We start from the raw sequence: 13,888 nt of genomic DNA, 5'->3' as shown, positions 1-13,888 counted from the left end.
GGGCGGTGTGCCGGGGTGCGGACGTGCCTCGCAGCCGGGCGGCGCTGGCACACTCCGCTCGTGGCTCGCCGGCGTCCGCGTCCTCCCCGCCCCGGCGGGTCGTCGCGGTGGCAGGCGGCCGGTCGGGCGGCCGCCTGGACGGCCGCCGTCCTCGGCACTGCCTCTGCCGGGGTCAGTGCGTCTGGACGGCGGGTGGCACGGCCCTGCTGGACACCGTGGGGGGCGCGGTCGAGCAGCTGGCGCGGCAGCGCTCGGCGGCCGCCGTGCTGCTGGGCGTCGTCGTCGTGGTCGCCAAGCTGGTGGGCGCCGCCCTCGGGCCGGCCGTGCGGCGGTGGCCCCACCGGCCGTTGCGGTGGCTGGCCCTGGTCGCCGGCGCGCTGCTCACCGCCTGGGGTGGGGCGAACGTGCTGCTCGGGAGTGCGGTGCTCGCCGGTGTGCTGGACCTCGGCCCGGTGGCCGACGAGCGGGCGCTCCGGTGGCACGTCCTCCTCTGGGACGCCTGGTTCCTCCTCTGGGGGGCGGCGCTGCTGGCCGCCGTCCTGCTCGCGCGGGCCGGTCAGCGCAGCGGTGCGGTCGACCCGCGCGCCACCAGCACCGGTTCGACCAGCTCGGCCCGGCGCAGTGGCTGAGCGGTCTCGCCGGTCAGCTGGGCCAGCAGGAGGGCCGCCGCGCGCCGGGCGAGCAGCTCCGCCCGGTTGTCCACGGTGGTCAGCCCCGGGGACCACCACTCGTAGAACGGCTCGTCCTCGGTGCAGATGACCGACATCTGGTCGGGCACCCGCAGCCCGCTGTCCCCGAGCGCCGGGACGGCACCGAAGGACGCCTCGTGGTTGCTCACCAGCAACGCCGTCGGCTGCTCGGCCAGCGCGAGCAGCTCGCCGGTGGCCTCGCGGCCGAAGTCGGGGGTGAACGGGCCGCGGTGCACCAGCTCGTCGACCACGGGCACCCCGGCGGCGGCCATGGCGGCCGCGAAACCGGCGTGGTGCAGCCGCCCGGAGGTGATCTCCGGCGGGCCCTCGATGGCGGCGATCCGGGTGTGCCCGAGCCCCAGCAGGTGCTCGGTGGCCAGCCGGGCCGCCGTCTCGTAGGCCGACATCACCGACGGGGCCAGCGAACCGGGCACCTCACGGTTCATCGTCACCACCGCCCGGCCCTCCCGGACCAGGGTGTTGACCAGGTCGGTGTTGGCGCCGGAGCCGGCCACGACCACCCCGTCGAAGGAGTGCTGGCGCACCGTCTGCAGGAACGCCGCCTCCCGGCCCGGGTCGCCACCGGTGGTGCAGACCAGCACCTGGTAGTCCTGCTCGGCGGCCCAGCCCTGCAGGCTCTCGGCGATGGTGTGGAAGGTCGCCGTCCGCAGGTTGTTGACCACCAGACCGAGCAGACCGGTGCGGCGGGTGCGCAGCGCGCTGGCCATCCGGTTGGGCTGGTACTGCAGGGCCGCAGCGGCGGCCTCCACCCGGGCCCGGGTGGCGGGCAGCACGGCGGGGTGTCCGGACAGGGCACGGCTGGCCGTGCTGGTGCTCACCCCGGCGGCGGCGGCCACCGAGTGCAACGTCGCGGACACGCTCGATTCCTACCGGTACGTCTCCTGCCCCAAACGGTCGCCCCCTGTCGGGGTGTCGGCAACCGGTGTGCTGCGACGGCATCGTCGTACCCCGACCGTACGGTCGGCCCCGGTCCTCCGCCGGAGGGCGGGACGGAGGAACCGGTGTACCAGTCCGACGGCACGTTGGTGGTCAGCGCCAGCGACCTGACCGGCTTCCTGGAGTGCGAACACCTCACCCGGCTGTCGGTGGAGGTGGCACGAGGGGAACGGAGCCGGCCACCGGCGGTCGACCCGATGACCGAGCTGGTCGCCGCGCACGGCACGGCGCACGAGGAGCGGCACGTCCAGCGGCTGCGCGACCGCGGGCTCACGGTCGTGGAGATCGCCGGGCCGTCCGGCAAGGACGCCGCCGGGCTGGTCCGCGCCCAGGCCGAGACGCTCGCCGCGATGCGGGCCGGCGCCGACGTGGTCTACCAGGCCACCTTCTTCGACGGGCGGTGGCGCGGCCACGCCGACTTCCTGCTCAAGCGCACCGACCGGGCCAGCGACCTCGGCGACTGGGCGTACGACGTCGCGGACACCAAGCTGGCCCGGCGGATCAAGGTGCCGGCGCTGCTGCAGATGGCCCTCTACGGCGATCTGCTGGCCGGGCTGCAGGGCGTGCCGCCCGAGCTGCTGACCGTGGTCACCGGCGACCAGCAGGAGCTGGTGTTCCGGTACGCCGACGCCGAGGCCTACACCCGGGCGGCCCGCAGCCGGTTCCTCGACCGGCTGGGCGACGGCGACCTCGCCCCGCCGTACCCGAACGCGCACTGCGGCGTCTGCCCGTGGCGGGAGACGTGCACGGAGCGCTGGCGCGCGGAGGACTCGCTCTCGCTGGTCGCCTTCATGCGTCGCGACCACGCGACCGCCCTGGTCGAGGCGGGCATCCCGACCGTCACGGCGCTGGCCGCCCGGCTGCCCGACGAGCTGCCCGACCCGATCGGCCGGTCCTCGCGCGAGCGGCTCACCCAGCAGGCCCGGCTGCAGGTGGCGGAGCGGGCCACCGGCACGCCGTCCTACGAGTTCCTGCCCCGCGAGGCCGGGCGGGGGTTCGAGCTGCTGCCCCCGCCGAGCGCCGGTGACCTGTTCTTCGACATCGAGGGCGACCCGTTCGCCGGCGACGCCGGGCTGGAGTACCTCTGGGGCGTGATAGACACCGCCGGGCAGTTCACCGCCTTCTGGGGGTGTGACCCGGCCGCCACCGACCAGTCGGCCGCCGAGCGCGCGGCGTTCGAGCAGCTGGTCGACCACCTGACCGCCGCCTCCGCCGCCGACCCGGCGATGCACGTCTACCACTACGCGCCCTACGAGCCCACCCGGCTGAAGACGCTCTCCGCCCGGCTGCAGACCCGGGAGGCCGAGGTCGACCGGCTGCTGCGCGGCGACGTGCTCGTCGACCTCTACGCGGTGGTGCGCCAGGGGCTGCGGCTGAGCAAGGAGTCGTACTCGATCAAGCAGGTGGAGGACTACTACCGCGGTCACACCCGGGCCCACGCCGCCGGGGTGTCCGACGCCGGCGAGAGCATCGTCGCCTTCGAGCGCTGGCTCACCACCCGCGACCAGGCGCTGCTCGACCAGATCGAGGCATACAACCGCGACGACTGCGTCTCGACCCGGGAGCTGCGCGACTGGCTGGAGGCCCGGCGCACCGAGCTGCTGGCCTCCGGGGCCCGACTGGGGCGCCCGGAGGACGGCGACCCCGACGGCTCCGCGGAGAACGCCGCGGCCCAGGTGCTGCGCGAGGAGCTGGAGCAGCGGCTCACCGCCGGGCTGCCCGACGCGGGCCGCACACCCGACCAGCAGGCGACCTGGCTGCTGGCCCAGCAGCTGGGCTGGCACGCCCGGGAGGCCCGCGCCGCCTGGTGGGAGTACTTCCGGCTCCGCGACCTGCCCGCCGAGGAGCTGGAGCGGGAGACCGCCGCGCTCGGTCCGCTGGAGGGGGCGCAGCTGGTCGGGGCGCAGGGGCGGTCGGTGCACTGGCGGTACACGTTCCCGCCGCAGGAGACCAAGGTGTCCGCGGGCACCCGCTACGAGCACCTGCTGCCCGGCGCCGACGGCAGGCGGCTGTCCAGCACGGTCGTGGACGTCGACGCGACCGCCGGCTGGGTGGTGCTGGCCCGCGGCACGGCCGCCTCGCTCGAGCACCCGAGCGGCCTGCTGCCCACCTCACCACCCAGCGACGCGCTGTTCCGGGCCGCGCTGGCCGACCTCGGCGAGCAGGTGGCCGGCAGCGGGATCGACGCGCCGGGGCCGCTCCGCGCCGCCCGCGACCTGCTGCTCCGGCGCCCGCCGCGGCTGCTCGACGGTGCGCCGCAGCGGGAGGCCGGCGAGGAGTCCGCCGCCGCCGCTCGCCGGCTCGCCGGGGTGCTCGACGGGGGAGTGCTCGCCGTGCAGGGCCCGCCCGGGGCGGGGAAGACGTACACCGGGGCACGCGCCGTGGTCGACCTGGTGCGGGCCGGCAAGCGCGTCGGCGTCACCGCCTCCAGCCACAAGGTGATCGGCAACCTGCTCGACGCGGTGATGCTGGCCGCGCGGGAGGCGGGGGTCCCGATCCGGGCGCTGCAGAAGGCCGACGAGCTGCAGCGCTGCCAGGACGCCGACGTGCGCTGCGTGACCGCCAACGCCCACGTCGTCGACGCGCTCGACGGCGGCGACGTCGACCTGGTCGCCGGCACCTCGTGGCTGTTCGCCCGCCCCGAGCTCGCCGGCCGGCTGGACGTGCTGGTGGTCGACGAGGCCGGCCAGCTCTCCCTGGCCAACACCCTGGCGGTCAGCCGGGCCGCGACCAGCCTGCTGCTGCTCGGCGACCCGCAGCAGCTGCGCCAGCCGGGCCGGGGCATCCACCCCGACGGCGCCGACGTCTCGGCGCTGCAGCACGTACTGGGTGATGCCGAGGTGCTCACCGCCGACCGGGGCGTGTTCCTCGACCGCAGCTGGCGGATGGCCCCGGCGCTGTGCCGGGTCGTGTCGGAGCTGTCCTATCGCGGCGAGCTGCAACCGGCCCCGGTCACCGCGGGCAACGAGCTCGACGTGCCCGCCCGCTGGTCGGCGCCGGCCGGGGTCGGCTGGGTCCCGGTGGCGCACGAGGGCAACGGGTCGGCCTCGACGGAGGAGGCGGCGGTCGTCGCCGCGCTGGTGGCCGACCTGATCGGCCGCAGCTGGCGCACGGAGGCGGGGGAGCGGGTGATGACCCCGGCCGACGTTCTGGTGGTGACCCCCTACAACGCCCAGGTCAACCAGGTTCGCAGCGCACTGGGCGCCGTGGGGCTGGGTGAGGTGGAGGTCGGCACGGTCGACAAGTTCCAGGGCCGGGAGGCGGCTGTCGCCGTCTTCAGCCTGGCGGCCTCCAGCGGTGCCCACGTGCCGCGGCGGCTGGACTTCCTGCTCGACCGGCACCGGCTCAACGTCGCCCTCTCCCGGGCCAAGACGGTCGCCTACCTGGTCGGCAGCCCGGCGTTGCTCACCTCCCCGGTGCAGACCCCCGAGCAGCTCCGGTTGGTGAACGGGCTGTGCCGGCTGGTCGAGATCGCCACCGAGCACACCCGCGTCCCCGCCGACGCATGACGGTGGGTCCCCCGACGCCGCACAGCCGTCCACCTCATGACTACCTCCTCCTGGAGGCCCAGGCGCGGAGTGGTGGTGCTGGGGACGTCGACCTGCGGAGTGCGCCGGCTGCGTCGTCGGCGACGGTGCAGGCCCGCTTCCGCCGGCAGGGCCGCCGGGACACCGCGCCTGAGCTCGCCGTGCGGCGCCGGCTGCACGCGCGCGGCGTGCGCTACCGCGTCGACGTGCGGCCCTGTCGGGAGACTCGGGCCCGCGGCGACCTGGTCTGGAAGGGGCGCCGCCTCGTGGTCTTCATCGATGGCTGCTTCTGGCACAGCTGCCCGAGCTGCGGCCACCAGCCGAACGCCAACGCGGCGTGGTGGGCGGAGAAGCTGGCGGCGAACGTGCGGCGCGACCGGCGCACCGACGCCGTCCTCGCCGCGCAGGGCTGGCGGGTGCTGCGGTTCTGGGAGCACGAAGAACCGGACGCCGTGGTCGACGCGATCTGTACGGCGCTCGGCCGGCGGCCGGGGGCGCAGTGAGCGGGTCGGGCTGCGAGTTCAGGTCAGGGTGTTCCCCTCGGCTGGCCGGTTAGGCTAGCCTCACCAACGTCCGGTTGCGCACGAGCCGGTCTCGACGAGCGCAGGAGCAGCGATGACCACGGCGGTGACCGCACGGGCCGGTACGGCAGTCCTCGAGGGCGCCGCCGACCCGCAACCGGTGGTCCAGCAGCCGGTCGCCGCTCCCGAGTACCGCTTCTTCCGCACCACCGTCGCCCGGGTCGAGCGGATCAGCCCGAGCTTCCTGCGGCTGACCCTCAGCGGGCCCGAGCTGACCGGCTTCGGCGTCGGTGGCGCCGACCAGCGGATCAAGCTGGTGCTCTCCCGTGACGGCGCGCCCGTCGCCGACCTGCTCACCGACGGGCCCGGCTGGTACCAGGAGTACTGCGCCCTGCCCGACGACCGCCGCCCGCACCTGCGCACCTACACCGTGCGGGCCGCTCGGCCGCAGCTCGGTGAGATCGATGTCGACGTGGTGCTGCACGGCGTGGCCGACGGTCACGCCGGGCCCGCCGCGAGCTGGGCGGCCGCCGCCGTCCCCGGCGACCCGATGGTGCTCCTCGGCCCTGACCGGCCACTGCCGCCGCACGCGGGCAGTGGCCGCGCCTGGGGCGTGGAGTGGGCCCCGCCGGCCGACGGCACCCTGTTCCTCGCCGGTGACGAGACCGCCGTGCCCGCGATCAGCGCGATCCTCGAGGCCCTGCCCGGCGGTCGCCGGACGATGGCCGTGCTCGAGGTGCCCGAGGCCGGCGACGTGCTCAACCTCGACGTCGCGCCGGGCATCGAGGTCCGCTGGCTGGTGCGCGGCGCTCGCGCCCGCGGCGAGGCGCTGGGCCCGGCCGTGCACGCCGCGCTCTGCGAACTCGGCATCGCCGCCCGCACCCCCGGCCAGGAGCCCGAGGACGTCGACCTCGACGGCGGTATCCTCTGGGAGGTGCCCCCGGCCGGTGCCGACGGCTGCTACGCCTGGCTCGCCGGTGAAGCCGGGATGGTCAAGCTGCTGCGCCGCCGGCTGGTCCGCGACCTCGGCGTCCCGCGCACCTCGGTGGCCTTCATGGGCTACTGGCGGCTGGGCGCGTCCGAGGGCAGCTGACGCAGCGGCGAGGGCCTACGGTCGAGCCGTGCGCCCCTTCCTGCTCCTGCTGCTGGTCCTGTTCGTCGTCTGGATCGCGGTCAGCGTGATCGGCTTCGTCGTGAAGGGCCTGTTCTGGCTGGCCGTGGTCGGCCTGGCGTTCGCCGCCGGCACGGCGGCGCTCACCGCGTCGCGCCGCCGCTGACCCCGGTGCGCCGATGACCGTCGTCCTGGTCGACGTCGCCAACACCGTCGGCTCCCGGCCCGACGGCTGGTGGCGCGACCGCGCAGGCGCCACCTCCCGGCTGCTCGACCAGCTCGCCGGCCTGCCCGGGCGCGAGCTGACCGGCCTCGATGGCGGCCCGGTCCCGGTCACCGCGCTGGTCGCCGTCGTCGAGGGCCAGGCGCGGGACGTCCCCGCACCCGCCGGCCTGCGGGTGATCCGGGCGCCCGGCAGCGGGGACGACGCCCTCGCAGCGACCGCCGCCGACCTCGCCGACGGGGACGACGACCTCCTCGTCGTCACCGCCGACCGCGGGTTGCGCGACCGGCTCCCGGCCGGGGCGGCCGTGGCCGGCCCCGGGTGGCTGTTGCAGGCCCTCGACGCCCGGCCGCGCTGAACCGCTGCTCGGCGCCCGGTCCCCGGCAGGGCACGCTGGGCGGGTGACCGAGACCCTCCGCCCACCCGCAGCGGTGCGTGCTGCCGCCGGCCTGGCGTCCACCGTGTTGACCACCGTCCGCCCTGAGCAGCTGACCGCCCCCACGCCCTGCCGGGACCTCGACGTCCGCGCCCTGATCGACCACCTGGCGTGGGCGGCCGTCCTCTCGCAGCGGTCGGCGACCGGCATGCCGCTGGAGCACGACCCGAACAGCCTCACCCCGGCGCCGTTCCTGGACGGCCTGCCGGCCGAGCAGTGGGCCGCAGCCGTCCCCGAGGAGCTGGACACCGCGGCCGATGCCTGGTCCGACCCGGCCGCATGGCAGGGCGAGACGCTGATGGGCACCGCGCCGATGCCGGCGGAGGTGGTCGGCCCGCTGATGCTCGCCGAGTTCGTGCTGCACGGCTGGGACCTCGCCCGGGCGGTCGGCGTGGACTACGACGTCCCGGCCCCGCTGGGCGAGGCGACGCTCGCCGCGGTGACCCCGCTGGCGCAGCTGGGCCGGGACGGCGGCTGGTACGGCCCCGAGGTGACGGTGCCCGCCGGCTCGACGGCGTTCGAGCGGGCCCTCGGCCTCACCGGCCGCGACCCCGACTGGGCGGCGTGAGCTGCCGCTGCGGCCGGCCGGCCCACGTCGCGCGCCCGGCGATCGGCCCGAGCCGCTGCTCGGGCCCGTGGGCCTGAGCAGCGGCCCCGACCGGGTGGCCCGAGAGGTCAGTCGAAGAGGCGGACGGTGCGCACCCGGGTGGAGCGCCGGCGGCCGGGCAGGCACGCGGCGAGAGCCAGGACCAGGGCGACGCCGTCCTCGATGACCCCGGCCTGCCAGTCGGGCACCCGGCCGTCCGCCCAGCGGCGCCAGCCGAGGCCACCGAAGGACCCGGCGGCGGAACCCGCGAGGCCGGCCACGACCGGCCACGCGGCGTTGGCACCCTGCCGGCGGGCGAGCAGCACCGCGCCGCCGGCGCCGCTGGCCAGCCGGGCCGGCAGCGCGGCCGGGCTGGTGCGGTCGGGGACACCGGGCTGCTTGTCCGCGTACAGCTCGCCGCCGAGGGAGGTGAGCGAGGCGAGCTTCTTGGCCACGCCGGTGTCCGCGGCGGTGAGCGTCGGGCCGGCCAGGCCCAGGGAGCTGCGGCCACCGGCCGCGACCCCGAGCAGCAGCGAGCGGGCGACCAGGCCGGCGCGCGCCTTCTGCCGGGGCAGCACCCGCTCCTCCGCGGTCGGCAGACCTGACACGACCGCCTGCACGGTGGCGCCGTAGGCCAGGTGCGGGACGGCGTCGGTGAGCCAGTCCTGGCGGGACCAGCCGCGCGGGTCGCTGACCCCGAGGGCGGCGACCGGCGCGTCGGTGGCGGCCATCGACAGGGCGCCCTTCACCACGGTGCCCACCGGGAACGGCATCCGGACGCCGGCCGACCGAGCCACGCTGGACAGCACGCCCACACCGACGCCGTTGACGATCCCGGCCAGCGCCCCGAGCCCACCCAGCCGGGCCTCCCGGACGGCGCCCCTGCCCGGTACCTGCTGGCCGGTGACGTCGGCGAGCGCGTCGACGGTCTGCTGCGGCACGGTGCTGGCCGGCCGGCCGCGCAGGGCCATGTCGAGGTGGGTGACGGCGTTGAGCGCGGTGGTGCCGGCGGCGCCGGCGAGCAACCCGCGGGTGAAGGTCCCGGTCATGCGGTGACCGGTGCCCACCGCACCGTCCCGGCAACCGCCGGGGCGCGCGGAACGGCGGATGCCGGTGGGGTGCCGACGTGCGCACACTCACGCCCGCCTGACACCGGATGGACACGACTCGCTCACGTTCGGCTGGCACCGTGGAGTGCAGCGCCCGAGGTCGTGTGCTCTCCGACCCCCGCCCGCCGCACCGCGGTGTCGCGCGTCTCCTCCCGTGAAGGTCCCGATGGTCATCTCTGTCTCCTCCCGTGCCCGCGGAACGGTCCCGCGGACGCCGCCCTCGCTGGCGCGGCTGCGCGCCGCGGTCGCCGTGCTCTTCGGCCTGGACGGCTTCGTCTTCGGCAGCTGGGCGGCCCGCGTGCCCGACGTCAGCGCGGCGACCGGCGCCGGCCACACCGCGCTGGGCGTCGCCCTGCTGTGCCTGTCCCTCGGCGCGCTGGCCTGCATGCAGGCCACCGGTGTGCTGTGCCGGCGCGTCGGCACCGGCCGGGTGGCCGCGCTCGCCGGTGTGGCGGCCAGCGGCTGCGCGGTGCTGCCCGGACTGACCACGTCGGTGACCGGGCTGTGCGCCGCGCTCCTGGTGTTCGGGGCCGCCACCGGCGCGGTCAACGTCGCGGCCAACAGCGTCGGCGTGCAGGCCGAGGCCCGCGCCGGCCGCCCGCTGCTGTCGGGGCTGCACGCCGCGTTCAGCGCGGGGGGCCTGCTCGGCGCGCTGGTCGGCGGGCTCGCCTCGGCCGCGGTCGGGGTGGGCCCGCACCTGGCGCTGGTCGCCCTCCTCGGGCTGGCCGTCATGGCCTGGGCCGGACCGGTGCTGGCCGCTGCCGACGCCACCCAGGCCGCGGCCGACCCGCTCGCCCCGGACCCTGGGGCCGGCCGCGCCGCCCGCCCGACCGGCGTCCTGGTGCTGCTGGGTGCGGTGGCCGGGGCCACCGCCTACGGCGAGGGCGCGCTCAGCGACTGGGGTGCGCTGCACCTGCGCGAGCAGCTGGCCGCGGCCCCGGCGCTGGCGGCGGCCGGGTACGCCGGCTTCTCCTCGGCGATGGCCGTCGGCCGCCTGGCCGGCGGGCGGCTGGTGCTGGCCGTGGGGGAGCGGCGGCTGCTGGTCGGCGGCGCGCTGGTCGCCGCGGTCGGCGCGCTGGCCGCGGTCACCACGTCGTCCCTCCCGGTCGCGCTGGGCGGTTTCGTGCTGGTCGGCCTCGGGCTGGCCAACGTCGCCGGGGCGCTCGGCGGGCCCTCGGGCGTCGCGCTGTCGACCACCGTCGGCTACACCGGCCTGCTCGGTGGCCCGCCGGTCATCGGCTTCCTGGCCGAGCACGCCGGGCTGCCCGCCGCGCTGGGCACGGTCGCGCTGATGGCGGTGCTCGCCGCGGTGCTGGTGCTCGGCATCGACGGTGAGCAGATCCGCCGCCCGGCGCTGCCGGCGGGCTGGGCCCAGCCGGTGCTGTTCGGCCGGCGGCCGGTCGCGGTCGTGCTGCGCCCGATGAGCGCGGCGGTGCGCCCGGCGGTGACCCGGGTACGCAGCGGAACGGGCACCTACGTGCGCGACCTGCAGCTGCTGGAGGTCTGACCGGGGTCGGCCGGCCGGTTCCCGCCAGGTCAGGCAGGCGGGCCGTCGTCCTGGACACCGGCCGCCTGCCCGGGCTGCCCGGACACCCCGTCGTCCGAGCCGGCCGGGGGCCTGATGAGCCGGGTGTGAACACCGTGTTCCGAGACGTCGCACCCCGTTGACCGGCGGCAGCGAGCGGAACACGCTGTCCCGCACCTGATCCACGCCGGTGCCGAGTCGGAGGACCGCAGATGACCGTCGAGCCCGCAACCGCCCGCACCGCGCACGGACCGGGCCGGGGGGTGGAGGCGGAGACGGTCGACGCCGGCTACCTGCAGAAGCGGCAGCTGCGCGGGGGCACCGCCGGCTGGGTGCTGCTGGCCGGCCTCGGCGTCGCCGCGGTCATCTCCGGCGACTACGCCGGCTGGAACTTCGGCCTGGCCGAGGGCGGCTTCGGCGGCCTGCTCATCGCCGTCGTCCTCATGGCGGTCATGTAATCGGCGATGGTCTTCGGCCTGGCCGAGCTGGGCTCGGCGCTGCCGACGGCCGGTGGCGGCTACACCTTCGCCCGGCGGGCACTGGGCCCGTGGGGCGGCTACGCGACCGGGGTGGCGGTGCTGATCGAGTACGCGATCGCCCCGGCCGCGATCGCCACCTTCATCGGCGCCTACGTGGAGTCGCTCGGGCTGTTCGGCATCACCGACGGCTGGTGGGTGTACCTCGCCGCCTACGCCCTCTTCATCGGGATCCACCTGCTCGGCGTGGGTGAGGCGCTCAAGGTGATGCTGGTGATCGCCGCCATCGCCGTCGCCGGGCTGGTGCTCTACCTGGTCGGCGCGATCCCCGCCTTCGACGGCGCCAACCTGACCGACATCGCGCCCACCGACGCCGCCGGCGCCTCGGAGTTCCTGCCGTTCGGCCTGATGGGCATCTGGGCGGCCTTCCCGTTCGCCATCTGGTTCTTCCTGGCCGTGGAGTGCGTGCCGCTGGCCTCGGAGGAGGCCCGCGACCCCGCCCGGTCGATGCCGCGCGGCATCGTCGCGGCGATGGGCCTGCTGCTGGTCCTGGCCGTGCTGATGCTGGTGTTCACCGCCGGGGCCGGGGGCTCGGAGGCGATGTCGGCCAGCGGCAACCCGCCGGTGGAGGCGCTCGAGGTCGCCGGGGCCTCCAGCGGGCTCACCACGGTGATCAACTACGCCGGGCTGGTCGGGCTGGTCGCCAGCTTCTTCTCGATCATCTACGCCTACTCCCGGCAGACGTTCGCGCTCTCCCGCGCCGGCTACCTGCCCCGCGCGCTGTCGGTGACCAACTCCCGCAAGGCGCCGGTGCTGGCCCTGCTGGTGCCCGGGGCCATCGGCTTCGTCCTCTCGCTGACCGGGCAGGGGGCCATGTTGCTCAACATGGCCGTCTTCGGCGCGACGGTCTCCTACGTGCTGATGATGGTCAGCCACATCGTGCTGCGCCGCCGCGAGCCCGACCTGCCCCGGCCCTACCGCACGCCCGGCGGCACGGCCACCACCGGCGTCGCCCTGGTGCTCGCCGCGGCCGCGGTGCTGGCGACGTTCCTGGTCGACCCGGTCGCCGCGGGCTGGACGCTGGCCGCCTACGCCGTGTTCATCGGCTGGTTCGCGCTCTACAGCCGCCACCACCTGGTCGCCTCCGCACCCGAGGAGGAGTTCGCGCTGCTGGCCGCCGCCGAGGAGGACGTGAGATGACCGTCCGCCGGACGACGCTGGGCGGGCACACCCACGAGTTCCGCTCGCTGAGCGACGTCCTGGCCAAGGCCACCCCGGCCCGCTCCGGTGACGTGCTCGCCGGGGTGGCGGCGGAGTCGCAGGCCCAGCGGGTCGCCGCGCAGCACGTGCTCGCCGACGTCCCGCTGGCCACCTTCCTGACCGAGCAGGTGGTCGGCTACGACGAGGACGACGTCACCCGGCTCATCCTGGACACCCACGACCCCGCCGCCTTCGCCCCGGTCGCCTCGTTGACCGTGGGGGAGTTCCGCGACTGGCTGCTGGCCCGCGCCGCCGAGCGCGACGAGGCGGCGATCTCGGCGCTGGCCCGCGGGCTGACCCCGGAGATGGTCGCCGCGGTGTCGAAGCTGATGCGCAACGCCGACCTGGTGGCCGTCGCCCGCCGGACCCGGGTGGTCACCGGGTTGCGCGGCACCCTCGGGCTGCCCGGCCGGCTGGCCTCCCGGCTGCAGCCCAACCACCCCACGGACGACGCGGTCGGGGTGACCGCGTCGATCCTGGACGGGCTGCTGCACGGCAGCGGCGACGCCGTCATCGGGATCAACCCGGCGACCGACTCACCGGCGCAGACGATCGCGCTGCTGGAGCTGGTCGACGCGGTGATCAGCCGCTACGAGATCCCCACCCAGTCGTGCGTGCTGGCGCACGTGACCACCACGCTGCGGGCGCTGGAGGCCGGGGCGCCCGTCGACCTGGTCTTCCAGTCGGTGGCCGGCACGCAGGCGGGCAACCGCGGCTTCGGCGTCACCCTCGACCTGCTCGCCGAGGCCCGCGCCGGAGCGCTGGAGCTGGGTCGGGGCACGGTGGGCAGCAACGTCACCTACTTCGAGACCGGGCAGGGCTCGGCGCTGTCGGCCGACGCGCACCACGGCGTCGACGGGCCGGTCGACCAGCAGACGCTGGAGTGCCGCGCCTACGGGGTGGCCCGGCACTTCGACCCGCTGCTGGTCAACACCGTCGTCGGGTTCATCGGCCCGGAGTACCTCTACGACGGCAAGCAGGTGGTGCGGGCCGGGCTGGAGGACCACTTCTGCGGCAAGCTGCTCGGCCTGCCGATGGGCGTGGACGTCTGCTACACCAACCACACCGACGTCGACGGCGACGACACCGACGTCCTCACCCTGTTGCTCGGGGCGGCGGGCTGCGCGTTCGTCATCGCCGTCCCGGGCTCGGACGACGTGATGCTGCACTACCAGTCGCTGTCGTTCACCGACGTGCTCACCGCCCGCTCGGTGCTGGACCTGCGCCCCGCGCCGGAGTTCGAGGCGTGGCTGGCCCGGATGGACCTGCTCGACGACGCCGGCCGGGTCCGCGAGCTGACCCCCGACGCCCCCGCCGCCCGCGCCCTCCTCGCCGCCGCCCGATGACCACCCCCGAGAAGGGGGGGGGGGGGGGGGGGGGGGGGCGGGGCGGGGCGGGGGGGGGGGGGGGGGGGGGGGGGGGGGGGGGGGGGGGGGGGGGGGGGGGGGGGGGGGGGGGGGGGCGGGGG

General features: G+C 76.3%; 13 protein-coding genes. 11 read left to right on the top strand and 2 right to left on the bottom strand.

Annotated elements, in window-relative coordinates:
* Positions 1 to 23: 23 nt before the first annotated feature.
* The gene (locus tag ACJTNH_RS18645) at positions 24 to 629 is read left to right on the top strand and encodes a hypothetical protein (protein WP_458178381.1); all 606 of its coding nucleotides are present in this window, start codon (positions 24 to 26) and stop codon (positions 627 to 629) included.
* Here ACJTNH_RS18645 and ACJTNH_RS18640 read toward each other — a convergent pair.
* A complete protein-coding gene (locus ACJTNH_RS18640) occupies positions 557 to 1,567 on the bottom strand; it encodes a LacI family DNA-binding transcriptional regulator (RefSeq protein ID WP_458178379.1) in 1,011 nt (336 codons plus the stop codon). The genes ACJTNH_RS18645 and ACJTNH_RS18640 overlap by 73 nt on opposite strands.
* A 144-nt stretch (positions 1,568 to 1,711) precedes the next feature.
* Here ACJTNH_RS18640 and ACJTNH_RS18635 point away from each other — a divergent pair, with 144 nt between their 5' ends.
* From ACJTNH_RS18635 to ACJTNH_RS18610, 6 genes are all read left to right on the top strand, one after another.
* The gene (locus ACJTNH_RS18635; RefSeq protein WP_458178377.1) at positions 1,712 to 5,155 is read left to right on the top strand and encodes a TM0106 family RecB-like putative nuclease; all 3,444 of its coding nucleotides are present in this window, start codon (positions 1,712 to 1,714) and stop codon (positions 5,153 to 5,155) included.
* Between the two features lie 125 nt (positions 5,156 to 5,280).
* On the top strand, positions 5,281 to 5,676 hold the full coding sequence (locus tag ACJTNH_RS18630; RefSeq protein ID WP_458178375.1) for a very short patch repair endonuclease: 396 nt from the start codon (positions 5,281 to 5,283) through the stop codon (positions 5,674 to 5,676).
* 112 nt (positions 5,677 to 5,788) lie between these two features.
* On the top strand, positions 5,789 to 6,787 hold the full coding sequence (locus tag ACJTNH_RS18625; protein WP_458178373.1) for a siderophore-interacting protein: 999 nt from the start codon (positions 5,789 to 5,791) through the stop codon (positions 6,785 to 6,787).
* A gap of 28 nt (positions 6,788 to 6,815) precedes the next feature.
* Positions 6,816 to 6,971, top strand: a complete 156-nt coding sequence (locus ACJTNH_RS18620) for a hypothetical protein (protein WP_458178371.1) — start codon at positions 6,816 to 6,818, stop codon at positions 6,969 to 6,971.
* A 13-nt stretch (positions 6,972 to 6,984) separates the two neighbouring features.
* Entirely contained in the window at positions 6,985 to 7,386 is a 402-nt protein-coding gene (locus ACJTNH_RS18615; protein ID WP_458178369.1) for a hypothetical protein, read from the top strand.
* A 43-nt stretch (positions 7,387 to 7,429) separates the two neighbouring features.
* Entirely contained in the window at positions 7,430 to 8,032 is a 603-nt protein-coding gene (locus ACJTNH_RS18610) for a TIGR03086 family metal-binding protein (RefSeq protein WP_458178367.1), read from the top strand.
* A 107-nt stretch (positions 8,033 to 8,139) separates the two neighbouring features.
* On the opposite strand, the gene ACJTNH_RS18605 is transcribed toward ACJTNH_RS18610, so the two are convergent.
* On the bottom strand, positions 8,140 to 9,099 hold the full coding sequence (locus ACJTNH_RS18605) for a hypothetical protein (RefSeq protein ID WP_458178365.1): 960 nt from the start codon (positions 9,097 to 9,099) through the stop codon (positions 8,140 to 8,142).
* Between the two features lie 226 nt (positions 9,100 to 9,325).
* Here ACJTNH_RS18605 and ACJTNH_RS18600 point away from each other — a divergent pair, with 226 nt between their 5' ends.
* From ACJTNH_RS18600 to ACJTNH_RS18585, 4 genes are all read left to right on the top strand, one after another.
* Positions 9,326 to 10,666, top strand: a complete 1,341-nt coding sequence (locus tag ACJTNH_RS18600) for an MFS transporter (RefSeq protein ID WP_458178363.1) — start codon at positions 9,326 to 9,328, stop codon at positions 10,664 to 10,666.
* Positions 10,667 to 10,896: 230 nt separating this feature from the next.
* Positions 10,897 to 11,142 (top strand): hypothetical protein, encoded by a 246-nt coding sequence (locus ACJTNH_RS18595; protein WP_458178361.1) that lies wholly within the window; start codon positions 10,897 to 10,899, stop codon positions 11,140 to 11,142.
* Between the two features lie 6 nt (positions 11,143 to 11,148).
* Entirely contained in the window at positions 11,149 to 12,360 is a 1,212-nt protein-coding gene (gene eat, locus ACJTNH_RS18590) for an ethanolamine permease (protein ID WP_458178359.1), read from the top strand.
* Entirely contained in the window at positions 12,357 to 13,766 is a 1,410-nt protein-coding gene (locus ACJTNH_RS18585; RefSeq protein ID WP_458178357.1) for an ethanolamine ammonia-lyase subunit EutB, read from the top strand. Before eat ends, ACJTNH_RS18585 begins: the two co-directional genes overlap by 4 nt.
* The last annotated feature ends 122 nt before the right edge of the window (positions 13,767 to 13,888 follow it).

Source organism: Modestobacter lacusdianchii, from assembly GCF_054177765.1.
The sequence above is the reverse complement of the archived record's forward strand: the minus strand, read 5'-3'. Positions and strand labels throughout refer to the sequence as shown.